Here is a 23,657-nt window from a genome sequence, read left to right as displayed (position 1 = left end):
GTACCATAACGTAGAGTTCGTTTAATCGAACTGATACATGCGGTAATAGCGGCGGTTTAGAGTCTTTCTAACCCAGTTAGGGATTTGAAAATGTATATAAACCATCCATTTTATCACTCAGCGAGGGTATACATGCTATTGCCAAGTGATTTATGTGATGATGTACGTTTTCATAGCCTGTATTGTATTTAACTCACTTTTTGTATGGGAAATATCCATATGAGGAGTGAGTTTTTTATGTTGTTTGAAGATGTTTACAAAGAGTTTCTTTTTGATTTGGAGATCAAGAACTATAGTATTCGCACTATAAAAGGATATAGAAATAACAATAGGGCATTTCTGAATTACTTATGTAATGAATTTTCAGTTGTTGAAATAGAAGAAGTCAACACCTCTCACATCAAAGCATATCTTATGAACTTGAAAATGAAAGGACTGTCTGAGTCCTACATCAATGGAATACAAAAGAATATCCGTTCATTTTTCAAATTCATTGTGGAGGAAGGGTATATTGCTGAAAAGCGAAATCCAGTATTAGGTTTGAAATGGATGAGAGAACCTAAAGTTCTTATAAAAACTTTTAATGATGATGAAGTGAAACGTTTAATCAATGCACATAAAGGTGACTTTTACTTGAGTATGCGTAACAAGTTGATTCTGATGTTCTTTGTAGACTTAGGAATAAGAAATTTGGAACTATGTACACTAGGCTCTCTTGATGTAGGAGAAAGTGTTATCAAGATACATGGCAAAGGAAACAAAGAAAGAAATTTATACATTTCCCCTTTTCTTAAGAAATACATCATCAAGTACGAAAGAATGAAAGAGGCTTATTTTAAGGATAAATTCATGACTGACTCCAATTTCTTCTTATCTCAAAATGGCAAGATTTTAACCGTTACAGCGATTGAAGTGATGATGAAGAAAGCAGGCAATGAAGCTAAGATTCGAGATCATATTCGTTGTAGCCCCCACACACTGAGGCATTATTTTGCTCAAAAACAATTAAGATTGGGATTGGATGTTTACAGTCTAAGCAGATTATTAGGCCATGAGTCAACCATTATTACTAATCGCTATCTCCAGTCAATTCAAGATGAACAAATACTGGAGTTGGCTAAGACAACTAGCCCGCTTATGAACCTGTAGGGAGTCAAAGAAGAAGTAGTTATAACTTTTATCTAAAAGGACAGGTGCATTATCAATGAGTAATATTTTTAACTTTAGTGGGACGCATAACATTGTGAAGTTAAACGTTTTTCCATGGTATGGATACAGAAATTTGCAAAATTATTCATTTGTTTTCTCTACTTTCACTGAGGGCATCGAGTTAAAAGGATGCTCATACGTTCAAGTGAAGATAATACATGATTCAAAAATTCTGGCAATGGATCGAGATGTGCTGAATGCTGAGAAATTTAGATTTAAAGAAGGAAACTTAGTTGTTAATGAATTCATCGAGATTATCCAAGAGAAGACACGTTTTCAAACGCTATACATTGCAGTTTTAAAGGGACAGGTAACGCCTAAAAAGCATGTGTATGTAGGAAAAAGAAATCTTCTTCTGTATACAGACAATAAAGACGGAGAGGGGTTGAGTGACAAATATGCTGCTTACTATGGTAAGGAGTTCGAAGCAAGCGTTAAATGGCAGGAAGCTGAACTTAAAAATAACATGTTACAACAATTGTACATTCTTTTAAGAAAGAACCCTGATAAGAACTTTACTGAGCAATTGAAGCTCCAGTGGGACAAGCAAAGACAAACTGTGAGTGAATTACATGAACTGTATGCAGAAGCGTCTCGAAGAGAATATATGGAGATAGATTAACACTTTAGTATGATAAAGAAGGAGGAAAACCAATAAAACATTAGATATTTACATTATTTTACAATTTTATATTTATGGTGTATAATTAAGTTGTAGTTAAGGGAAGAGGTCTCATTTAGACTACTAACTTAATTACAAATTCTAATCGCAAAACAGAGGCATTCTTAAGTCTCTGTTCTTTGTTATTCACCAAATAAAGGAGGTTCTTATGGAGTTAAGAGAAAGAGAAGTGTACAGAGCAAAAAGGATAATTAAACGAATTAAGATCACAGAAATTGCAGTGCATCTAGGATGTCATCGTGGGACAGTGGGACACTTTGAGAATAATGGATATCCTATGTCAAAAGAAAAAATTCAAAAATACAAAGAGTATATCGATAACCATGAAGGGAGTGAGCTTGTATGAGCTTATGTATTGCGTTGAACAATCCATACAGTAAATTTGCCATTATTGCTGGGGATGGAAGAGTCACTAAAAACGGCGAATTGGTAAGGGATAACCACTTGAAGGTAACTAAACTTACCCATCATGTTTCAATGTTCTGTTCTGGGGCACAGGACTATTGTGAAGTTTTAAGAGGAAAAGTTTCTGAACGAGTAGATAATGACACAAGCATTGATGAAATTGCATTAATTATTGAAGAAGTTAGTAGAGGTGTTCAAGAACAATTCGAAAAAGAAAATCCAATGTATTTAGTGCAGAATCCTGAATTTTCTCCACTATCAACTGTATTAGGTTATTATGACGTATCTAAAAATGAGACTGGAACTATTGAGTTTTGTCATAAAGAGAAGACACGGAGGACAACTGGATCAATGGTTACAGCCAGAGGAGAGGATAGGGAGGGAGTATTATCATTCTTCCATAACAATCAGATAGATCAAAACAACATTGTTGAAACAGTGTTTAATTTGTTTAAACACATAAATAGTTATAACAAATATGTTGGGGGAGATACAATTCTTCATGTTGTGACTCCTAGTGGTATCTACGAATATAACAGGGGGTTCTATCATGTATCTGGGTAGAAATGTAAAAATGGGGCCATATGCAAGTATTTCATGGGATCAGGTTGCAAACCAGCCTTTCATTCCTAGATTACCAGACTACATTCAGTCAACATACATTAATTCAACGCAAATTTTTTCTCCTAATATATATGGCGGTACGATTGCTATAGGATCAGGAAACAATATCTTCAAGGCAGACACTAGAGGTATCTATTTAGGGCACAATGCTTTTGAAAACGCTAACTTCAAGGTGAGTATGGACGGAAAGTTGACAGCGGTTAATGGAATGTTTTCGGGTACTATTGATGGTTCAACTATAACTGGTGGAACAATACGTACAGCTGGGGCAAATGCAGACAGAATTGAGTTATCACGTAATGGTTTTAACTCTTACAACCTATGGGGAGAGAAGAATGGAGTAAGCGTTGATAGTGGGAATTTCTCTTCACTAGATTTCTATTATAGAGGTGAGAAACGAGGGGGGCTGTCCCAAGCAGCGGCAAACATCTCACTACAGTCAACAATGGGTGACGTTATTGTTCAAGCATCTACTTATGGTAAAACACAATTCAGAGGAACAGTAGATTTTACAGATGCTAAGGTAAAAGGAATGACAGCAGTTTTTGGATAAAGAAAGGATGATTATTATGAAGAAAAATAAAAAGAAGTGCAGCAAATGCAAACAGTATCATTCACTGAAAAAGTTTAACAAATCAGTTCAGAGCAAAGATGGTAAGGGCGGCTATTGCAAAGAGTGCAGTGCTGCCTATCAGAAGGAATCACGAAAACGCAAATACCAAGTAAATCCAGCTTTAGAATTGTTGAAAAAATCATGCGAAGCTGCGTTTAGAAGAAGTCAACCTGAGTATGTCAAAGATGGTTATGCTCATGTAACAACAAGTTACATGAGTGCAAAGGAGTTTTGGTCTGACCTTTGGAATGACGATGATTTCCGTGAATGTTGGATAAAGCAATCCATGATTTTTGAGAATAGTGGTATATACAAAGATAGACCAACTTTAGACAGAATTGATTCCATGAAGGGTTACGAAAAAGTAAATCTTCAAGTCCTGCCATATTAGAAAAACGTGACAGATGGTGCATCACGTGAATGTGAAGTATATGTAATTAAAGATTTGAGGCTAAACGACAAGATGAACTATTCAAGAATAGGTGAAGCTAAGGAGGATTTAATTCGCAGATATCACATTCCTATCAATGTTCTAAATCAAGTTGATCATGGATCAGTAATCGATGCTGGAAACGGAATAGGTTTACTTATCCAAACTATCAAAGGTGAGCAGAAAACAGATGTTGGATACAAATATCAGATGGTATGGAATCTAGCTAGAACTATTTTTGACATCGAAACAGATGAAGAAATCATTACTGAAAAAACTCAACTCCAGTTAGGTGTAAGTGGCATCCAAATCAAAAAATATTGAAAGGAGTAAGATTATGACATACGAAGGCGAATATTTCTATTGCTATAGTCTAAAGTTATTCAAGTTTCTACGTATGGATAACGATATAAGCTTTATCTGTTCTGGTCTACATGAAAGGACACTGGACAAGTTTTGGCAGTTTAAGCGAACTAAAGAGTTAAATATTTTATTGGATGAGTACAGTCGACGTTATTGAGTAGCTATTTGTAACAGAAAGTAATAACGAGATTTAGTGTAAAATAAATTAGTGTTAAATTATAAGGGGAAATGTTAAGTATGTATAGAGAGCCAAAAGAGAAAAACCCGAAATTCGTGGGATTCCCAATAAAGATGTATGCCTTTGAACATGAAGGCTTATTTGTTGTTCAGAAAGATGAAAATGCTTTCATGTTATACTTCCTTTTAGGTGTTCATTCTCATAATTATTGGAACTGGGGAAGTGTGGAAACTACGGTGGTCACACTTAGTAAGCAGCTACCTTTGAAAAATAAGGAAAGTGATAACCGTAAGGAAATTAGAAGGCTGCTACAAGTTTTGAATGACAAATCATGGATAAAAATAAACATGAATGATGATTCATTAGAATATGACAGTTTACTTACTATCGATATGATTGATTTAGGTAGCCCTTATGTAATGGATGCGGTATTGAGCCAAAACTATAAACATACTGGTTGGTTAAAAGTAACGCAGGAGATGTTTGACGCATGTAGAGGAAATGCTAGACATCTTAGAGCCATGATCTACGCAGAATGGCGGATGTTTCGTAATCAAGAGAATGAAGGTGAGTATCGTATTTCTCTTAACGAATGGGAGAAAGTAATGGGAATATCCCATGCTACAGCAGTGAAATTGGTCAAAGAACTTAATGATTTAGATTTAGTTCATAAGGAACGTGGAGCCATGTATCAAGATGAGAATGGTCAACCCAAGCGAGAAACAAATTTATATACCGTTGTGAGTGAAGAAGAACGTCAAGAACGTAATGAGGTTGATAAAAATGAACAATACTCACCTGAACATCAAGAAAATATTGATACTAATGCAATGATAGCGGAAATAGAAGGAGACCCAAGATGCAAAGGAACAAATGTTTACAAGACAGGGAAAAAAGATTATTTAGGAAGCAAAGAATATTATATATGGAAAACAACTACGTATGAAGATACAAAGGCACACCTTGATAAGCGTTTTAGTAGGTTTCAAGAAATAAGCCCTAAAAGGTATGCTTCTGTCGTAAGTGAGGGTGAAAAGTATATGCAGAAACTAGAAAATCGTAAGAAGGAACAAAAGATAGCAATGGACTTGCACGCATCAAATTATAATAATTCTGACTTAGGTTGTTATAACCTTTACGATGACGATGAGGACGATGGTATGAAAAATAACAATGAAACTAGACGTAGAAATATTGAAAGGGAAGAAGAGGAAAAAGCAAAAAATGCGAGAGAACGATTTTATGCAATGCTTGATTCTTTAGATGAGCCTCAAACAGTCTGTGCTTTCGATATCTGAAGGACTCTTCTAAAATGTAAGACAATTCAAGCGCAAGTATATTTGGGGTGAAAACAATACTCACAAACACCTTAAGTTTAATTTCGGGTCAATTCTGACAAGATTCTATTATTTGAAGTATAATCGCATGTCAAATTTGACCCAATATCATACATAAGATAATTTAATTTGTTGTCAAATATGACATGTAACTATACAGTATAAACCAAATAACCTAAGAAAGAAAAAAACTACCTAGTAACCTCTTGCGAGGAGTAGGTAGGTTGTTTCGCTTACGCTCTTGGAAGATTAAGACCCTTCGCTGCGCTCAGACTTACTAACAGGCACTTTTGCGTTAAATTATAGATAAAGATCAAAAACATATATGTTTAGTTAGTTAATTTAGAGCTATCATAGTTTTGAATTTAAACTGCAAACACCAAATTGTTCGCTTTTTCAAACCTCATATCTACAACATCAAAATCCTCGTCTCCGTTCCACTCACGAATCTCTTTCCATATGTAAACTCCGTCTTGGCAAATAACATACTTGTCTCTAAGTATTTCGTCACAAACACATGCCCACCAGTTGATATCTTCACCAGTAGCGAGTCTCACATTCTCCTGTCGCAGTGCGTCGCTTTCATCAAAGGTAATGATTAGTGAACGACCTTCAAACATTCCAGTGGACTTCTGAATCGAACGTTTCTGAGGTTCATAATAAACATATGCTGAGATTGAGTTTTCAGAGTTAAGAGTTATATTTTGCTGGTTGATTAGTGGTTTATCTTTCATAATTAAATCTCCTTTTATTATTGAATTTATAATTTATTTTATATATACTAAAAGTAACTTTATGAATAAAATATATACCTGTATAGGTATATTGTCAAGAGAATTATTATTATATGGAGGCTATCTATATGCGATTACACATTAACCTTAAAGAAGTCATGAAGGAACGCGGTATAACCCAAACTGAATTGTCAGCAATGTCAAACGTGACACAAGCGAAAATCTCAAATCTTTGTAATAATAAAATGCAGGAATTGAATATTGGAATATTGGAGCGAATAGCAACTGCTCTTGAAATTGAAGATATATCCATATTGATGCAATTTAAGAAATGAACTAGAATATAGCAGATATAACCAAAAATACTATAGGAGCAGGGGTGTGTTAGTTGAAAAGGAGTATTACTGTAATTTTATCTTTAATTTGTTTGTTTATATTCGTAGTAGGGTGTAATAACACTCAATCAATTGGGGAAAAAGAAACAATATTAAGCTTGATAAGCTCTGGTAAATGGGAAGAGGCAAAGATGAATTTAGTGAAACAAGAGTTCAAAGGAATAGAAAATTATAATGAAATAGTCACCTATGTTGATGCAAGAAACGACTACGAAAATGAAAAGGGTTCTGGAAAGATAGCATATGAGCCAATAGTAATAAAAATGAACTCAATAGATTTGAATACATATAATGGTGAGCTAAAAGACGAAATATCAGAATTTAAAGAAAACCTCATTAAGGAGAAAACAGCTTATTATGAGGCGTTTTATGCTAAGAAAAGTGAAGAAGGTAAAGAGAAACAAAAGGACTTAGACAAACTTAAAAAAAAAGAGGATGAACGTAGACAAAAGAAATTTAATGATGATCTCACGGGTGCGTTAACCAATAAAGATTATGAGAAATTATCCCTCCTCCTTGTCTTTAAAATGAAAGATGATATTGATAGTGAGATGCTTTATTATTTTGCTGAGTCTCAATTGTCACGTGAGGCAGGTGATTCTCAGATGATGATGCATTATTTGGAACTAATACCTATTACGTATGAAGGGAAATATGCTGACTTAATTTCAAAGGAGAAATTTGGGATTCAATCAAAGGAAAAGTGGCTTGAAGCAGAGAGAGAGAGAATTATAAATGAAGGTAAGTGGGAGGAGATAATGTCAAAAGTCCCCCCAGCTATTGGAATGACTGCATCTGAAGTGCGAGACTCTAGTTGGGGTGGACCTGACAAGATTAACAAGACTACTTATGAGTTTGGAGTTCATGAACAATGGGTTTATTCTGACTATCGATACGTTTATTTAGAGGGTGGCATAGTTACTACAATTCAAGAATAGAAAGATTACGTCTATGATTGGCACCCACACTGTTCGATTGCTTTTCATATTTTACATAATCTTGGATTTGTGGTTCCTAATACATGTTAATGTGTACAACAGATCGCATCTTGTTTAATGCTACGTCTACAGAAATCAAGGTCAATTTTAGTGTTTTTACTAATGAACATGTAGACCTCTGATGATTTGTAAATTAAAGGAGATTTTTATTGAATTTATAACGTTAACGCTTTAACGTTATAAATTGTAATCCTATAAATGAAATCCAGATTTCATTTATAGGATTGTTAAGTGTTTAATTTTTATCTACACAGTTTTTTACTCATATATTTAGGATTTCATGGTTTTAATATAGTTCTTATTTACTATATATTAGTGAGAATGCTATAATTATGTTGGTAAATAATAGGATGAAGTCTGGGATGAATCATTTGTACAGATTTAAAGCGAAAAGAGGATTATAATAGCTCTCTTTTCGATCAATACAAATGATTACATTAAAGAGCAAGGCTCTGAAGGAGAATATTAATGTTGAAGCCTGTACATATGCTTTCATTTATTAATGCATTAGAAGTTTTGAATGAGGAAGGTTTTGCAGATTACAAAAAGTATCTTGGGATGAGTGGAAAGTTTAGAGCTGAGGAAGGAAGAGACATAATTAGCTTAATAAATATTCTAAGAACTCAAACAGAGCACTTAAATGATTACTATATTGGTTATGAGCTTCCTTACGTTGGTAAAGAAATAGATATTTTAAGATTTGGTGAAGATGAAATACTATGTTTAGAAGTGAAGTCTGAATTTAATGAGGAGCAAATTATTAATCAATTGAGAAAAGATAAGCATTACTTGAGTGCTTTAAATAAAAAAGTTTACTGTTTTACATATGTTTCATCAAGTAAGAAAGTCTATACTCTAAATAAAGATCAAAAAATTAGAGAAGTGAAAATTGAAGATATTGCGTATATAATTAACAATCAAAAAGCTTGCACAATAGAAAATTTAGACACACTTTTTACACCAGGAAGCTTTTTAATATCACCTTTCAATTCAACTGAAAAGTTTTTGGACAATGCTTATTTTCTGACACTTCATCAAGAGGAAATTAAACAAAAGATTATTGAAAATAAAGTAAATAAGCTATTTCATGCAATTGAAGGCGCGGCTGGTACTGGAAAAACCTTATTAGCATACGATATAGCAAAAACCTTTATGTCTATGGGGTTGAATGTACTTATTGTCCATTCTGGAAAAATGAATGAAGGGCATCTGAAACTAAGACAATCTGGATGGAAAGTAATTCCTGTTAAAGCAGTAGAAAAAACTGAATTGTCCATATATGATGTAATATTAGTAGATGAGACACAAAGAATTAGGGTGAATCAACTGAAATATATTGCAACTGAAGTAAACAAAAATAAACAGAAAATCCGGATTTGTTTGTTTGCATTAGACCCAGTTCAATATTTAAGAGATGCTGAAAAGGAGTATGGTATACCTGCAATTATTGATAAAGGTTGCACTAAGTATAAACTGAAAAATAAAATAAGAACTAACAAAGAACTTGCTGAATTCACAAAGAGATTGTTTAAATACAGGGAGAAAGAAGCGAATGAAAGTTTTCCAAACGTGAGTGTAGAGTACTATTCGTCTTTCACAGAAGTTGAAGACAGAATAACTGTGTTGTTAATGAAGTCAAATGACAAATGGCAATACATTAAATATACACCTATTAATTATGAAAACAACTCTCTTTATAACAAAGAAATAAACAAATTTGGTAAAAATTCTTCCGAGACTGCACACGATGTTCTTGGACAAGAGTTTGATAATGTAGTCGTAGTTATGGATGAAAACTTTCATTATAACAATAAGAATGAGTTGTACTATGGCAAATCATTATCATCTTACTATCACACTGAAAGAATGTTATTCCAAATGGTAACAAGAACTAGAAAAAAACTGAAAATTTTAGTATACAAAAATAGTGAGGTGTTTAGTAAGTTAATAAAGATGATATAAGTTATAATACTACTATTAGTGATTAAGGGTGGATAATATGAAGTTAGCAGATGCAGCTATTGGGAATTTAGCTAGAATGATATGTGGAGATGATCCGTTTACATTCATGCCATATCGTTCTTCTTCTAAATTAACTGCTTTTTTTGAAGGGTTAGGCTTAAATTATGTACATGATGGAAGCACCAGATACTGGTGGGTTAGAGGGGTCTTGAATGAGTTAAACATTATAAATCGAGATGATAACGCAATGCCTTCACAAGAAATAAAGGCTGTAATAGAGCATCTTTTAAATATAAACTCCTACTTATTTGAGGAAAATCTAGACCGAGAGAAAGCTATTGAGTCAGTCAATAAAGTTCTGAAGAGCTACAAGTTATTAGTTAAGGAAGATATTGAGACAGGCGAAGCAAGTGTCTTGAAAAATGAATTGAATATTGAAGCGAGCGATAATTTTGACGTATATTCAAATCAAACAGCTAATTTAAATGAATCAGCTAATTTTAGTGAAGAGAGGGGCACGAAGAATATTGGATTTAAACAAAAGAAATTATTTATCAGTCACTCAACCAAAGATGTGAAGTATGTTGAGTTTTTAATTGAGTTTTTAGAATCTATGGGAGTAAATGAAAATCAAATTTTTTGCAGTTCTTTTGAACCTTATGGAATACCATTAGGAGATAACTTTTTAGAAAGAATAAAACAAGAATTGAGTAATGAAGTACTAGTTTTATTCGTTTTGTCAAAAAACTTCATTGAAAGTCCCATTTGCTTATGTGAGATGGGGGCGACATGGGTTTTGGCTAATAAACATGTACCTATACTTATTCCGCCATTTGATTACTCTGATATTCGTGGAGTAATACCATTAACACAGGGATTTAAGATTAGTGAACCACATAAGCTGAATTCATTTAAAGATACTATACTTCAATATTTTGATTTGGGGCCGATGGATTTCAGCAAATGGGAACGAAAAAGAGCTAGTTTCTTGAAAAGTATCGCACTTGATTAATGCTTTTTCACACAAGATTGAGAAGATACCCTATATATAGGGGGATGGTTATAACTTTAGGGGGGACTTATGGGGTGCTACAAAGGCTATGCACACCAACAGATCGACCAACCTTCAAAAATAAGCTAAAAGACTAACCAGCAAACACAAAACAGAGCTGAAGGGTCTCCTACGGCTCTGTTTTGTGTTAGTTATTTGATTCGTATTCCAATTCCACCATTCGGATGAGTTCTGAGGGCTTGATATTCAACGCTCTAGCCAACTCAAATATAGTAGTTAATGATGGTTGACTATTACCACGTTCTATCCTGGATATGAACGTTCTTTCAAGTGTTGAGAGTTCAGCAAGTTTATCTTGTGACAGATCATTTCTAATTCGAAGACTTTTAAGTACTTTTCCGAAAATAGCCTCAATGTGCAAAGGAATAACTCCTTTTATTAACCATTATCATATTCGTTAATGATTAATTTCCGCACACTATATGATTCAAAATGGTTTATATATACATTTATTTGTGTTAAAATCAAAATATGTTTCAAATATTATAACTTTATGTGGGAGTGTATGTATGGAAACAATAGAAAACTTGTTGAGGGTAAATGAAGAAGCTATTAAGGGGGAGGAGGAAAGGAATGCCACAAGATTTCAAAAGTTTTCAATTATACCTGGCTTGTTATTGTTCTTTACATTCTTATATCTGACTTATCGTTTTTTTGCTGAACACGATTTTCATGGTTCTTTTGTATTTATTTCCTTCCTTCTATCACTCTTCTTTCTTGGTCAAAGTTCTATAACAGAAGAAAAAGCAAAGATAAGAATTGAAGAGGCAAGAAGAGAAAAGTTAGATGAATTACTGAGTGGCATACCAGATTTCATTTCTACTCAAGTATTCGCAAATGAAAAGCATAACATAGCCATTTCCATTGATGATCTAAGTAATAAGCTTTGTATAATTGATTCTGAGATCAGAGTGTTTCCTTCAAGAGAAGTTTTAGAATTGGAATTAGTAGAGGATGATGTTCAATTGACAAAAACTTCAAGAGGTAGCCAGATAGGAGGAGCAGTTGTAGGAAGTGTACTTGCTGGTGGAGTAGGGGCTGTCATTGGTGGGTTGTCTGGACAAAAGACTACAAGTAACGATAAAGTTAAAAGGGTTTATCTGAAGTTGATTGTTAACGATATAAAGCGACCTAATGTAACAGTAGACTTTTTGGATGAGAAAAAGGAAATTCTTAAGAAAGACAAAAAGGCAATTAATGCATCAAATAAAGCTAATCACTGGTATGGAGTATTAAGCGTACTTATTAAGCGAGGGTGAAAAGCTATCTCATCATAAACATTACATAGATGCATAATTGTATTATTATCAATAAGGCGTCCCTTTTAGTTAAGGTGATTCGTATTAATGTGATAAACTGACTTTGCTGGCTAGATCGCAGAGTCAGTTTTTTTAGGAAAGGGCTGTTTAAATGAATACATTCAAGGCATTTAAAGAATGGTCAGACCAAAACGATGGTCACATTGAAATACTTGTTCCTACTGGGAAAACTGCTGCTATTAATAAATTCAAACCAAGTGCATCCGAAGATAAGATTAAAGAGCTTTCCGATTATTTCTCTACTCCACTACCTCCAGATTACATAAGTTTCTTACGACTATGCAATGGAGCATCCTTGTTTGAAGACCCTGAATATGGCGGCGAAAACTTCTTATTCTCAGCCCAAGATGTTATACATTATAATGAAGCTTCACATAGTAAGATTGTGGTAGCCAACATCCTTGATGATCGAATCCTGATCGATTTAGAAAGTTGGCGCAATCAGGATCAAGATTACCTTTTGCTCAGCGAGAGTTTGTATTCTGTTGAACACATAGGTAGCTTCTACAGCAACTTTGAGACATGGCTAGAGCGTTTTATCATTTCTCAAGGCTCAAAGTTTTGGTACTGGAAAACGGATCGTACTTAATTTAAACAACCCATAAAGAACACCAGTCGTTATGAAAAAAACAACTGGTGTTCTTTTGTAAGTATTCAATGAGAATTATCGAACCAATGACAGGCAGCAGTTAGCTGACAGAAGATGTTGTTACGTTACCAATGGGGATTATTCTTTAGATTTTATCGTGAAGATAGTTGGGCTGCTGTAAGACGTTTTTTCTGACGGTCAATGAAGTGCAGTCCTACCACTTAAATAAGGGGGAGTAAGGGATTCTTAATTCACAATTAGGAACTCTCCTTTGAGTACTAAGTAGATTAATGACAACTTACCAGAATCATCAACAATTACTTCTTCTTGTTCGTGTCTGTGATAAAGAACAGGATACACTTTACCAAGCGTGACATCTGTTTCTGCCGTAGATTCTTCGGTAGTTCTCCAGTGTGTTGCTAGAGAGATATCTGTAGTGACAGTATAAATGCAATTGTTATCCGGAATTTTATTCAGTATTTTTGACTTATTCTGAAGAAGAAATTCTGTGAATTCTTTGCTCATAATTAGTGTTTCACTTCCTTAATTGTATTCATTCAATCGTTTTAGTCTTTCAAAAATCTCATCTTTGCTTAACTCTTTTTGCTTAAACATGTTTGGATCGATCTTGAATAAACGTTCCGTCTCTTTGATAGCAGACAAGATACAATAGTTTTTGAATTCTCTGTTGTTAACAAGCCTTTTGAAAAAATTGAACTCTTCCCTAGAGTTAAAGTCATCACGTTTGAAATCCAAATATAAGAAAATCATCTAAACACCCCCTCACTTATATTGGATTGATTTATCAGCGCTGACTATCTGAATAACATTATACATCACGAATGTTTAAAATACAATTATTTACAAAAGTGAAATAAAATGAAAAATAAATATTGATTTAGAATCTTGTTTTGTCTACAAGTTCGATTGTGAAAGGGGTCATCAAATACTGAAATTCAATGGTATAATAAAGCTACTTTAAGTAGCTTGTATCTTAGGAGGATATATTTTAAATGAATAAGGCTTTAATTATTGGTGTAAATAAGTATGAATATTTCACTGAATTAATGAGTGTAGAAAATGATGTTAAATCTATGAGTGAAACTTTCACTAAGTATTTTGAGGACATGCATGTACAAGAAGTTAGTGGAAATAATGCGAATTCTCAATACTTGAAATTAGAAGTGGAACATTTTTTGAAGAATTGCAATTCACAGGATACTCTTATACTGTACTGGGCTGGTCATGGGGAAGTGTATAATCAAAAAGGCTATCTAATTGCATCAGATTCCACAGATGATGGTCATGGATTCAATAAAATTGAGATGAATACTTTAACAGAATGGATTGGGGAATCCCCTGCTAAAGCAATACTTGTTCTAGTTGATTGTTGTAAAAGCGGCTATCTTACAAGAAGTACAAGTGCTAACTCAATTGATACTGCCATTAGTAAACAGTTAGATATTAAAGGAAAAGGTAAGGTGATTATTTCAGGAACTAATGATGAAAATGCATATAGCCTAGATGATCATAGCAATGGACAATTTACGCAAATTCTCATACAAAGCTTAGAGGCATACATAAAAAGACTTGATGAGAAGAATGATGAGGTAGATATCACAGAACTATATTCTAGCATTGTTAAAGATATGAAATGGTCAGCCAATAGACAAATACCTTGTATGAAAGCATCTATAGAAGGACGCTTTCTATTAAAATTGAAAAGTGTCGCATTAACTAATAAAAACGTCACATACAATAATGCATCCCCAGCTAATCTAACTAGAGGAGGAATTCTCCAAATTGAATTATTGGAGAAGTGCTTTAAGAGTAAGTATCTAGATCATAAACACTTTATTAGAAGTATAGTTGAGCATGTTGGTGTGGATTTATTGGCTGCTAAAATAGTCGAAGTTATACCACACACATTGATGGAAAACTTCTTTCATGTGGAGGTTGAATGGTTTAATTGGGTGCGCTTTTCTAAAATTGGTTTAATGAGAGAATCCTTCTTATTGGAGTTAAATAGAAGTGAAGCAGAAGTGATTTTTAAATTAGTTAATGATAAAAAGTGTTTCATTTATATAAAACTATGTATATATAATGAGAATTTGAATGTCGAAAAGTTATGGGTAAATATAGAAAAAAAGGAGATTGTATTCCCGAAAAGTTATACCAGAAATCGCACAAATAAGTTTGAAGAAAAAATGGAAGATAACTATTCTTGGATGTCATTAACAAAAGACCAAAGACATTTTATAACATTTGACAGTTATAACAATTTAACCAAGTGGAATATGCAAACTAGAGAGAAGTTGCAGACTATCAAGTTAGAAACTGAAAGTGATGAGTTTCTAATTATAGGATACAGCAGTATGAAAAACACTGTGCTTGCTGTTGGATTAATAAACGATCAATATGCTTACTACTTATATAATTCTTTAGGAGAAATTATATATACACAAGAGTTTAGTGAAGAAATTAAGGCTTATCTCCCCGATTCTGGTGAATATATAATCTTCTATGATAAAGTCGAGTTGATGTTTGTATCATTATTAGACGACGAGAAAATAGAGAAGATGTATAAGTTCAAAAAGGGTTTCTTCGTACGAAAGCAATTTCCTCTCTTCAGTGAAAGCACTGAAGAAATTTTTGTTTATAACTATGATCGCTTTCTAGTTTTCAATAAAGACTTCGAGTATGTAAAAGAGTCTTCTATTTACAATGAAAATATCTGTGCTATAACTAATATGGGCTTGCTTGTATCTTGTAAAGAAGGACATGTACAAATTTTAGATATTATTAATAAAACCAAGGAATTTCCTAAACTAAAATTAAACGAACACAGACCTTATGACAACTACAGAATTGTAGGTAACTATTTTGTTGAATTCAGGAAAGAAGATTTCTATTCTGATAAACATATAATTGAAATCACTGATCTTACTTTGTCTAAATTAAAGATATCTAACACTGATTTGTTTCTAATTGATGAAAAGCCTAAAAAAATGGTACTTAATGAAGACAAGTCCTTCATTGCTGTTCTTACTAAAGAGGGTGCAATACATGTATGGGAATAAGATATAACATATAAGGGGTAAATAAAGCTATTCGAAACGTCTATGCGTAACGAATAGCTTTATTTTGAATTTTGTTTAACTTATTTGTTTGATTAGTTGCAAAGTACTTAAATACTTCCATTGTACTATTGATTAAAATGCAACAGAAATAGTAACTGAATAATGTACTATTTCATCTAAAGGAATCCATACAGTTTCGTGAGCACTTTTTATCTTAACATGATTTTTATCGGAGGTAAGCGAAATTTCACCTACATAGTTTGTTCCATCTTTGAACGTTAAAAAGACTTGATACTTTTGCTTGTCTGCTCTCATTAGGTCTTTTATCATGCAACATCCCTCAATATATGTATATTTTTTAGGTCTATGTACTTACCTTATTATAATCCATATTTACTATAAAGGGAATATCTGAGATAATCAGTGTTGAAATACCTAATTACTAAGAAAGAGAGGTTAAGAAGTTGAGGAAAATACGTTATTCTACAAAGATTTAATGTGGTTACTAGAGTAGTAAGAAAGGAATTATGCATGGAAATTATTCAATAAACTAAAAAAGACTCAAATATCATCTAAAGGAGTACATATGAATCCTAAAACAAAATCAGCTTTTTTTAAGAAAGTATTCTTAATGTTCAATATCATTGTCCTTTTGTTTTCATTATCTATTCAACCTAAAGCGAACGCCATTGCTTTTGCTCCAGCTATTGGACTTGGTGGTTTAGAAGCAGGAGCTATAATGCTTTGGGGAGGAGCTATATTAGTAGCTGCAACAGGGACAGCGGTTGGTCTTGATCCAGAATTGATGGACGAAGTTAAAAAGTTTGGTGAACAAGCATGGAATGATGCTGATGAGATAACACGTCAAGCTATAGCATCATCTATTAGTGGTATGGATAAAATATGGAGCACTAGTAAAAAATATAGTTTACAGTGGTCTTCGGAGGCCCAAGCATACTTAAACAACAAATGGAATGAATACTTTGCAGCAGGGGCCTATGTCAATCCTACAACAGGCAAAATCGAGAAAATAGCTACAATAAACTCTGTAATTGTTCCATCTTCAGTTGTAGCATCTTATCCTACATACGATGGAAATAAAGACATTGGAATGATTGATAGAGGTACTCATAAAGTTTATATTTCCTCAGTTGGAGTTAACCTGTATGGTAAAATACAAATAAGCTCAAGTCCTCATGAGACAATTTGGCCCAGTGTAGTGACAAATAAAACATACCCTAATGCGCTTGTAGCGTACAATGATTTTGTCGAACAGTTAAAAGTTCAATCTACATATCAATCTGTAAAGCCAATCTTTGTGATGAGAGATATCAATAATTCTTCTAACAGTAAAGTATATAAACCACTAGTTGTACCAACTAATTTTCCGACTAAATTGACAGTTCCAGCATTAAAAGGAATAGTAAACAGTAGCGGAGAAATTACAACATTAGAAAAACCGAATATCGGTAGAGTGGGGGGAGGAATTAACGGAGATATAGCTATCAGTTACCCTACTTATGTAGGGGATGTGGGGACATTTAGCAAATCTGATGCAGTTACTGGTGCACCAGTGGTTGCTAAACTAGAAGTTGAGATAAATGACAAAATAAATAAACAAATGAAAAAAAGAGGATGGACTGAAGACTCAATCGAGTCAACAGTAAACGAACCTCACGAAACAAGTGAAGCTGAAAACAAAGCAAATGGTAAAGAAGCAACAGCATATTTTAACGAAGATGGCAGTTATGTTACTGTTGAGAATGAGTCAGGTTTGATCATTCAAGTTAGCAATAGAAACGACCCAGAATGGGCACCTGACAGTACAATAAAAAATCCATATCTGCCAAGAAAGGAGAAAAATTTGAGCCTTTCAAAGAATAACATTACAGACAAAGCGACAATACGTGGTGGTTTGTATTTATATAACTTTTCAGATGCAATTGATCTAATTACTTACTGTAAGGATAATAATTTAAGCATCTTAGGAATTGATGCTTTTATAATCTCTAAGGACAAAACACAACCAGTAAGTGAGCATAGTATTGACTATTCTGTTTCTTCTCAAAATGGGAATTGGGACAAAGCTATAACATTTCTCCAGAGTAAATCGAGTTTGAATCATATGTATGAAGTTACTTACTCAGAGGAAACAGATACATCTGTTGAAGAACCAACATACTCCGTTCTGGACTTGATCGCATATAAAGCTATGGTACAATTCGTTACTAAATATTCAGAGAAGAATCCTTCTGCTAGCTTTGAACAGTTTTTAGAGTTTGTGAAAATTTCCGAATCAGGTACTCCAATCAACTCTAACTCTTGGAAAGAGTGGAAGAACAATCTCGTTAGATAGTCTTTTAATTTACTTTATGTAAAAAACACTATTAGCATTGAGCTATTAGTGTTTTTTACGTGTAATAATATGAACGAAGTAGGAAGTAAGCTTTATCCTCAATTACATTACAGATCACTTTAACTAGTTTGTTTCATTATCTTTCTCAAGGGATGAATTATGCTTTTCATACTGTTCCTGAAAGTGTTTAGTGATGGCTTCTTCTCTAATTTGATCGAATGTTTTATCTTTTGTTTGTTCCTTTATTTCCTCTGAAATAGAGTGGGATAAGATACCAACTAAGTCAACTAATCTTATCTTTTTAGTACTACTTGGATCATAGTTATTTGAATCTACATGATGTTGGTCTTTGGTCATTGTTCATCCCTCACTTTGGTAAAATATTTACGAATATATCAATTGTAGTAGTTAACTTGATAAAATCAACAACAATATTATTGCTCATTAGGCTGAAACATTAGTTACATGTTGATCTATGAAGTAAGATTGAATTCAGGCGTTGTATAAATGCTTAAAAGAGAAACGTTAAGTTTGATCAGTTATGCACAAAAAACTGTGCAGATATACTTAGAGTATCTTTAGCGTGAAATGGACTCTACAGATTAAGTCAAACTAGAGAACTGTTTTATCAACAAACATGGTGTTTTGGGTTTCTTGTGCACCCCCTATGTTACAGATTATGGTTTCTGTGTATGGATGTGAAATTTGTTATTTATATATTGAACGGAACAGAGTACTTTTTCCTATGAGGAACAGTTGCTGTTTATATGTTTATTGGTAGTTCATATCTTCGGAGTGCTTGACTGCATCGCGCTAGTTTTTCATCTTGATTCATCTATTAGCTTAATACAGAATGGAATCATACGTAAATACGAACTTGATAGAATTTTGTTGAGAATTATGAGATATTAGGTGTTTTTCTTAACATATAAACTGGGAAATCGTTATAATTAAGTTTCAAGGCATTTTGAGATTTGTTACAGAAAGAATTCCGTCCTTCAACAGGACTATTGTGATTGCGAGGGTGCGACTATTGGATAAGATTAGAAAGAATCATCACTATGTTTCTCAATCGTATTTGAAAGCTTGGGCACATAATCATCATAGAATCTGGACTTATCGGACATTGGTTTCACATAGTGCAGTTCCAGAGTGGGAGCAATCTTCAATCAGGAGTATAGCCAACCATCAGCATCTATTTACACGGAACATAATGGGCAATGATTCTGATGAATTTGAAAAATGGATGGATAAGGAAATCGAATCTCCAGCACAAATTGCTTTATCAAAAGCACGTTCACACTCCCCTCTAAATAAACATGAACTGGAGCACTTACTGAGATTTGTCGCTCTCCACGATATTCGTTCTCCTGCAAGCTACATAGAACATTTAAAGCGCTGGGGGTTAGAGATGCCAGGTATTGTTGAGGGCGCAATGCAATCTGCGATTAGCAAAATTGAAGCGGAGCAGTATCGAACACATTTTTCAGTACCTGAGACGAATCCTGATTCTGAGATGATTCCTATGAGAGTTACAAAAGAAATCGAAGATAAGTCCGAAGTAGGGATTTTAAAAACAGAGGTATTGTTAGGACGAGGGCTATGGTTGTTCTCTATTCGCCACTTACTCTCGAATACTTACAAGGTACTGAATAAGCACGTTTGGAGCATACTCCATGCTCCTGAAGGAATGGGGTGGATCACAAGCGACAACCCTGTTTTGAAGTTAAATTACTACAAAGCAGGCTCCTACGATTTTAAAGGGGGGTGGGGAAACAAAGGGAGCGAAATCATTTTCCCTATATCTCCAGAGCTATTATTATATAGCCAGGTGGGCAACAACACCAGGATTAATACAGTTTCAAGAGAGTTAGCGACTGCTCTGAATCGATTTATTGCTGAAAATGCTCATCGCCATGTTTTTGGATCGAAGCCTATCGCTGAGATTAGTGAAATCCTACCAAGAACCGTAGACAAAGTAGCTTTCGATGATGAAAAGAGGGAGTGGGGGACTTGGCATGCACGTCAAAAAGAGTCAGAAAAAGGTTATCAGAAATGACAGACTATGTATTGCTGCCATTTATTTAGATGATAATGATGCTGAGAATTTCGACTAGTTTGATAAAGAGACAAACAACTATCGAATGAGATATTCAAAGATTTTAAGCATAAGCGAGAATAGAGAAAGCCAAGGCACCATAGTATTTCGGCTTCAGTAAGCTATTAATGTACGTACATTTATATCTATTGATTTCTCATGGCTGGCATATTATCAGTAACTTGATAAATATGGACGGAACGTTGTGTTGAGTCGTAATACTTTTACCCTTTTTAAAACGAGTAAAATGAGGGAAAGTAGATTCCAGATAAGTTGCCATGAAAGTTGAGATATGTGTAAATTGTTCGTCAGTATTGAGGCTTCTAACATAAACTGGGAGGAGATTTATGTCATATCTAACATTCGACAAATTGAATAATATGTCTCAATCAATTTAGAAATCACTCAACGAAAATTACCATTTCAGCACTTCTAATACTGTTTTTTTGTCCCACCGTCATGACGATAAAGAAGAAGTCAAGAAGGCAGTAGGATTTTTAGCACAATTTGGTCAAAAGGCATATATTGATTGGCTTGACCATAGTATGCCTAGCCAGACATCTTCTGAAACGGCAGAAAAGCTGAAAGACAGAATAAATCGATCAAATAAATTTGTGTTGTTAGCAACACCTCGTAGCATTCAATCAATTTGGATTCCGTGGGAGCTTGGGCTTGCTGATGGTGTGAAAGGTCTTGATAGAATAGCGATCCTTCCGCTCATGTATAAAGATACAAGTTGGGACGAAAGAGAATACTATGGTCTATACAATTATATTGAACAAGTTGCTGATGGTCGATGGGGTGTTTTTAAACAAGGAGTAGAAACAGGTGTTACTTTGGAGAGCTGGTTAAATTCATGATTATAGGAGGGGCATTTATGGATACAAATGTTGCAGAGTTACTGAAAACTTATAAGACAGCTATTGAAGAATCTAATGCGGCTATATTTGCTGGTGCGGGTTTGTCCAAACCTGCTGGGTTCGTAGACTGGAAGGAATTGCTCCGAGATATTGCTGAAGAGATCAATTTAAATATTGATATAGAAAGTGACCTTATTGCGGTAGCACAATACCATGTAAATGAAAATGGAGGAAATAGAGGAAGAGTAAATCAAATACTTATCGATGAATTCACTAAAGATGCTGAAATCACCGAAAATCATAAGATTCTGTCAAGGTTGCCTATAAATACATACTGGACAACCAATTACGATACTCTAATTGAAGAAGCTCTAAAGAGTGAAGGTAAGAGAATAGACGCCAAAATAACCATTGAAAATTTAGCGACAACCAAAACAAATAGCGATGCCAAGGTTTATAAAATGCATGGAGACATTTCATTAGCTCATGAAGCAGTATTAACCAAGGATGATTATGAAAACTACAATAACAAGAGACAGTTGTTTACTACAGCGCTACAAGGAGATTTAGTTTCAAAAACAATGTTGTTCATTGGATTCAGCTTTGACGATCCCAACTTGGAATATATACTGAGTAGAATAAGGATTCTATTGGAACAAAATCAAAGGACCCATTACTGTTTTATGAAACAAGTGCAACGAGAGGACTTTGAGGAAGAATCGGAGTTTCTATATGCTCAGATAAAACAGAAATTGAAAGTTAATGATTTGAGAAGATACAGCATAAAGGTACTTTTGGTAAATCGGTATGATGATATTACTGCCATACTTAAGGAATTGGAGTTGCAATACAAGAGAAGAAATATATTTGTCTCTGGCAGCGCTACCGATTATGGAGATTGGGGAGAAAAACGTTGCTTAATGTTCTCTAGCAACCTCAGCAAAGCATTAATAAACAACGGGAATAATATTGTAACTGGCTTTGGGCTTGGAGTGGGAAGTTGTGTAATCTCAGGAGCATTAGAAGAGATTTATAAGACTCGAAATCAACGGGTAGAAGAACGTTTGATATCAAGACCGTTCCCGCAAAACAGTACTAGCCAGGTACCTATAAAGGATTTATGGACTATACATCGCAATAATATGATTCAAAATGTTGGGATTTCAGTTTTTATGTTTGGTAATAAAATTGATGATGCAACAGGTAATGTTATCGATGCTGATGGCATGTTTGAAGAATTTGAAATAAGCTTGATTCATGGGGGAATACCAGTCCCAGTTGGAGCGACAGGCTTTACAGCTAAAAAAATATGGGAGACTGTAATGAACAATTTTAAACAGTACATTCCAGATGCTGAACTTATAGATAAGTATCGACTGTTGGGAGATGCAAGCCAAACAGACGAAATTATGATCAAAACTGTAATTGAGATTGTGAATAAACTTGAAAAAAGAAAAAAGTAAGATAAAGGGAGATAGTCATGGCACGTAAAACATTCATTTCCTATAAATACAGTGAAGCTTGGCAAACACGAGATAAAATAATTAGTGCGCTTGGAGTAGACGCTCGTTACTACCAAGGTGAAACTAGTTCATCTCCGAATTTGACGGATAGGAAGACGGAGACTATTAAACACCATCTTAAGAGCATGATATTTGATTCTTCAGTGACCATCGTTGTTATATCTCCCAATATGAAGCAGAGCAATTGGATTGACTGGGAGATTGAATACTCCCTGAAGGAGGTCACTAGAGGGGATAAGACCTCAAGAGCTAATGGTATTGTAGGAGTAATACAAAAAGATTATTATTTTGGCGGATATGGGTGGCTTCTAAATTCAATTACAAATTCCGATGGTTGTAGTTCAAGGAATATTGATAATAGTAAGTTGTATGACATCATCATTAAAAATCGTACAAATCTAAAAAGGCCTGTATATGTTTGTCCAACTTGTCAGAGTGTTAGTTCTTTAGATGGTTCATATATGTCTTTGGTAACTGAAGATGAATTTATTTCTAATCCCAATATGTACATTGAAAATGCATTTGAAAAAAGCAAAAGAATTAATGATTTTGAAATCACCAAAACGATTAAAACTCAAAAAAATTGGTGGTCTGCTTGGTGAAATAAGAGAAATGTGAGAAAGAAAGCAGTAGTTTGATATATCTCTTTTTTGAGTGCAAAAAGGTCTATTTATGAAGGATAAACATGCAATCTCTTGTAGTAAAATTACCCATAATCTGATATGATAAACGTATAAAATTTCATACAAAAAGTGAGAGTATCAAACTATAAATCGTATATGCCGAGCCGGATCAATTCCATGCCGTACAGGAAGCATTTAAAGCTGCCG

General features: G+C 34.0%; 25 protein-coding genes. 20 read left to right on the top strand and 5 right to left on the bottom strand.

The features are described from left to right. Nucleotides 1-237 precede the first annotated feature (237 nt). The 8 genes from CS562_RS32140 to CS562_RS32100 all read left to right on the top strand — a co-directional run bounded on the left by CS562_RS32140 (nucleotide 238) and on the right by CS562_RS32100 (nucleotide 5,802). Nucleotides 238-1,149, top strand: coding sequence for a tyrosine-type recombinase/integrase (locus tag CS562_RS32140; protein ID WP_099859404.1), 912 nt, complete (start codon nucleotides 238-240; stop codon nucleotides 1,147-1,149). 55 nt (nucleotides 1,150-1,204) lie between these two features. Further along, nucleotides 1,205-1,831, top strand: a complete 627-nt coding sequence (locus CS562_RS32135) for a hypothetical protein (protein WP_099859403.1) — start codon at nucleotides 1,205-1,207, stop codon at nucleotides 1,829-1,831. 208 nt (nucleotides 1,832-2,039) lie between these two features. Continuing rightward, nucleotides 2,040-2,237: a helix-turn-helix domain-containing protein gene (locus CS562_RS32130; protein WP_099859402.1), complete on the top strand. Its 198-nt coding sequence runs from the start codon at nucleotides 2,040-2,042 to the stop codon at nucleotides 2,235-2,237. Next, nucleotides 2,234-2,860: a hypothetical protein gene (locus CS562_RS32125; protein ID WP_099859401.1), complete on the top strand. Its 627-nt coding sequence runs from the start codon at nucleotides 2,234-2,236 to the stop codon at nucleotides 2,858-2,860. The genes CS562_RS32130 and CS562_RS32125 overlap by 4 nt, the downstream gene beginning before the upstream one ends. Further along, nucleotides 2,847-3,473: a hypothetical protein gene (locus CS562_RS32120; RefSeq protein ID WP_099859400.1), complete on the top strand. Its 627-nt coding sequence runs from the start codon at nucleotides 2,847-2,849 to the stop codon at nucleotides 3,471-3,473. Before CS562_RS32125 ends, CS562_RS32120 begins: the two co-directional genes overlap by 14 nt. A gap of 16 nt (nucleotides 3,474-3,489) precedes the next feature. Then, on the top strand, nucleotides 3,490-3,924 hold the full coding sequence (locus CS562_RS32115; RefSeq protein ID WP_125477354.1) for a hypothetical protein: 435 nt from the start codon (nucleotides 3,490-3,492) through the stop codon (nucleotides 3,922-3,924). Between the two features lie 72 nt (nucleotides 3,925-3,996). Next, nucleotides 3,997-4,287 (top strand): hypothetical protein, encoded by a 291-nt coding sequence (locus CS562_RS32110; protein WP_099859398.1) that lies wholly within the window; start codon nucleotides 3,997-3,999, stop codon nucleotides 4,285-4,287. Nucleotides 4,288-4,563: 276 nt separating this feature from the next. Then, the gene (locus CS562_RS32100) at nucleotides 4,564-5,802 is read left to right on the top strand and encodes a hypothetical protein (protein ID WP_099859396.1); all 1,239 of its coding nucleotides are present in this window, start codon (nucleotides 4,564-4,566) and stop codon (nucleotides 5,800-5,802) included. A gap of 404 nt (nucleotides 5,803-6,206) precedes the next feature. Here the strand turns inward: CS562_RS32100 and CS562_RS32095 are convergent, their stop codons facing one another. Further along, nucleotides 6,207-6,575, bottom strand: a complete 369-nt coding sequence (locus CS562_RS32095; protein ID WP_099859395.1) for a hypothetical protein — start codon at nucleotides 6,573-6,575, stop codon at nucleotides 6,207-6,209. Nucleotides 6,576-6,703: 128 nt separating this feature from the next. On the opposite strand from CS562_RS32095, the gene CS562_RS32090 reads away from it, so the two are divergent. The 4 genes from CS562_RS32090 (at nucleotide 6,704) to CS562_RS32075 (ending at nucleotide 10,942) form a co-directional block, all read left to right on the top strand. Then, complete coding sequence (locus CS562_RS32090) at nucleotides 6,704-6,910, top strand: helix-turn-helix domain-containing protein (RefSeq protein WP_099859394.1); 207 nt, start codon at nucleotides 6,704-6,706, stop codon at nucleotides 6,908-6,910. A gap of 53 nt (nucleotides 6,911-6,963) precedes the next feature. Further along, entirely contained in the window at nucleotides 6,964-7,908 is a 945-nt protein-coding gene (locus tag CS562_RS32085) for a hypothetical protein (protein ID WP_099859393.1), read from the top strand. A 528-nt stretch (nucleotides 7,909-8,436) separates the two neighbouring features. Continuing rightward, entirely contained in the window at nucleotides 8,437-9,930 is a 1,494-nt protein-coding gene (locus CS562_RS32080) for a P-loop NTPase family protein (RefSeq protein WP_099859392.1), read from the top strand. 37 nt (nucleotides 9,931-9,967) lie between these two features. Then, nucleotides 9,968-10,942 carry a toll/interleukin-1 receptor domain-containing protein gene (locus CS562_RS32075; RefSeq protein ID WP_099859391.1) on the top strand — a complete coding sequence of 325 codons (975 nt, stop codon included), beginning with the start codon at nucleotides 9,968-9,970 and terminating at the stop codon, nucleotides 10,940-10,942. A 187-nt stretch (nucleotides 10,943-11,129) separates the two neighbouring features. Here CS562_RS32075 and CS562_RS32070 read toward each other — a convergent pair whose 3' ends face one another. Further along, entirely contained in the window at nucleotides 11,130-11,363 is a 234-nt protein-coding gene (locus tag CS562_RS32070; RefSeq protein WP_099859390.1) for a helix-turn-helix domain-containing protein, read from the bottom strand. A 148-nt stretch (nucleotides 11,364-11,511) separates the two neighbouring features. On the opposite strand from CS562_RS32070, the gene CS562_RS32065 reads away from it, so the two are divergent. Both CS562_RS32065 and CS562_RS32060 read left to right on the top strand, forming a co-directional pair. Next, a complete protein-coding gene (locus tag CS562_RS32065) occupies nucleotides 11,512-12,261 on the top strand; it encodes a hypothetical protein (protein ID WP_099859389.1) in 750 nt (249 codons plus the stop codon). A gap of 151 nt (nucleotides 12,262-12,412) precedes the next feature. After that, nucleotides 12,413-12,910 carry an SMI1/KNR4 family protein gene (locus CS562_RS32060; RefSeq protein ID WP_099859388.1) on the top strand — a complete coding sequence of 166 codons (498 nt, stop codon included), beginning with the start codon at nucleotides 12,413-12,415 and terminating at the stop codon, nucleotides 12,908-12,910. 246 nt (nucleotides 12,911-13,156) lie between these two features. Here CS562_RS32060 and CS562_RS32055 read toward each other — a convergent pair whose 3' ends face one another. Then, nucleotides 13,157-13,435: a hypothetical protein gene (locus tag CS562_RS32055; RefSeq protein WP_099859387.1), complete on the bottom strand. Its 279-nt coding sequence runs from the start codon at nucleotides 13,433-13,435 to the stop codon at nucleotides 13,157-13,159. Nucleotides 13,436-13,923: 488 nt separating this feature from the next. On the opposite strand from CS562_RS32055, the gene CS562_RS32045 reads away from it, so the two are divergent. Continuing rightward, nucleotides 13,924-15,990: a caspase family protein gene (locus tag CS562_RS32045; RefSeq protein WP_099859385.1), complete on the top strand. Its 2,067-nt coding sequence runs from the start codon at nucleotides 13,924-13,926 to the stop codon at nucleotides 15,988-15,990. A 132-nt stretch (nucleotides 15,991-16,122) separates the two neighbouring features. On the opposite strand, the gene CS562_RS32040 is transcribed toward CS562_RS32045, so the two are convergent. Further along, a complete protein-coding gene (locus CS562_RS32040) occupies nucleotides 16,123-16,320 on the bottom strand; it encodes a hypothetical protein (RefSeq protein WP_099859384.1) in 198 nt (65 codons plus the stop codon). 256 nt (nucleotides 16,321-16,576) lie between these two features. Between CS562_RS32040 and CS562_RS32035 the strand changes: the two genes are divergently transcribed. Next, on the top strand, nucleotides 16,577-18,346 hold the full coding sequence (locus tag CS562_RS32035) for a colicin E5-related ribonuclease (protein WP_099859383.1): 1,770 nt from the start codon (nucleotides 16,577-16,579) through the stop codon (nucleotides 18,344-18,346). A gap of 123 nt (nucleotides 18,347-18,469) precedes the next feature. On the opposite strand, the gene CS562_RS32030 is transcribed toward CS562_RS32035, so the two are convergent. Beyond that, the gene (locus CS562_RS32030; protein ID WP_099859382.1) at nucleotides 18,470-18,703 is read right to left on the bottom strand and encodes a hypothetical protein; all 234 of its coding nucleotides are present in this window, start codon (nucleotides 18,701-18,703) and stop codon (nucleotides 18,470-18,472) included. A gap of 676 nt (nucleotides 18,704-19,379) precedes the next feature. Here CS562_RS32030 and CS562_RS32025 point away from each other — a divergent pair. From CS562_RS32025 to CS562_RS32010, 4 genes are all read left to right on the top strand, one after another. After that, the gene (locus CS562_RS32025; RefSeq protein ID WP_180287256.1) at nucleotides 19,380-20,405 is read left to right on the top strand and encodes a DUF4238 domain-containing protein; all 1,026 of its coding nucleotides are present in this window, start codon (nucleotides 19,380-19,382) and stop codon (nucleotides 20,403-20,405) included. Between the two features lie 485 nt (nucleotides 20,406-20,890). After that, nucleotides 20,891-21,304 carry a toll/interleukin-1 receptor domain-containing protein gene (locus CS562_RS32020; RefSeq protein WP_099859380.1) on the top strand — a complete coding sequence of 138 codons (414 nt, stop codon included), beginning with the start codon at nucleotides 20,891-20,893 and terminating at the stop codon, nucleotides 21,302-21,304. Nucleotides 21,305-21,321: 17 nt separating this feature from the next. Then, nucleotides 21,322-22,767: an SIR2 family protein gene (locus CS562_RS32015; protein ID WP_099859379.1), complete on the top strand. Its 1,446-nt coding sequence runs from the start codon at nucleotides 21,322-21,324 to the stop codon at nucleotides 22,765-22,767. A 17-nt stretch (nucleotides 22,768-22,784) separates the two neighbouring features. Next, nucleotides 22,785-23,429, top strand: coding sequence for a TIR domain-containing protein (locus CS562_RS32010; RefSeq protein ID WP_099859378.1), 645 nt, complete (start codon nucleotides 22,785-22,787; stop codon nucleotides 23,427-23,429). Nucleotides 23,430-23,657 lie beyond the last annotated feature (228 nt).

Source organism: Paenibacillus sp. LK1 (assembly GCF_002750415.1).
Classification (GTDB): Bacteria; Bacillota; Bacilli; order Paenibacillales; family Paenibacillaceae; genus Paenibacillus; species Paenibacillus taichungensis.
This window is presented reverse-complemented; position numbering and strand designations above follow the sequence as displayed.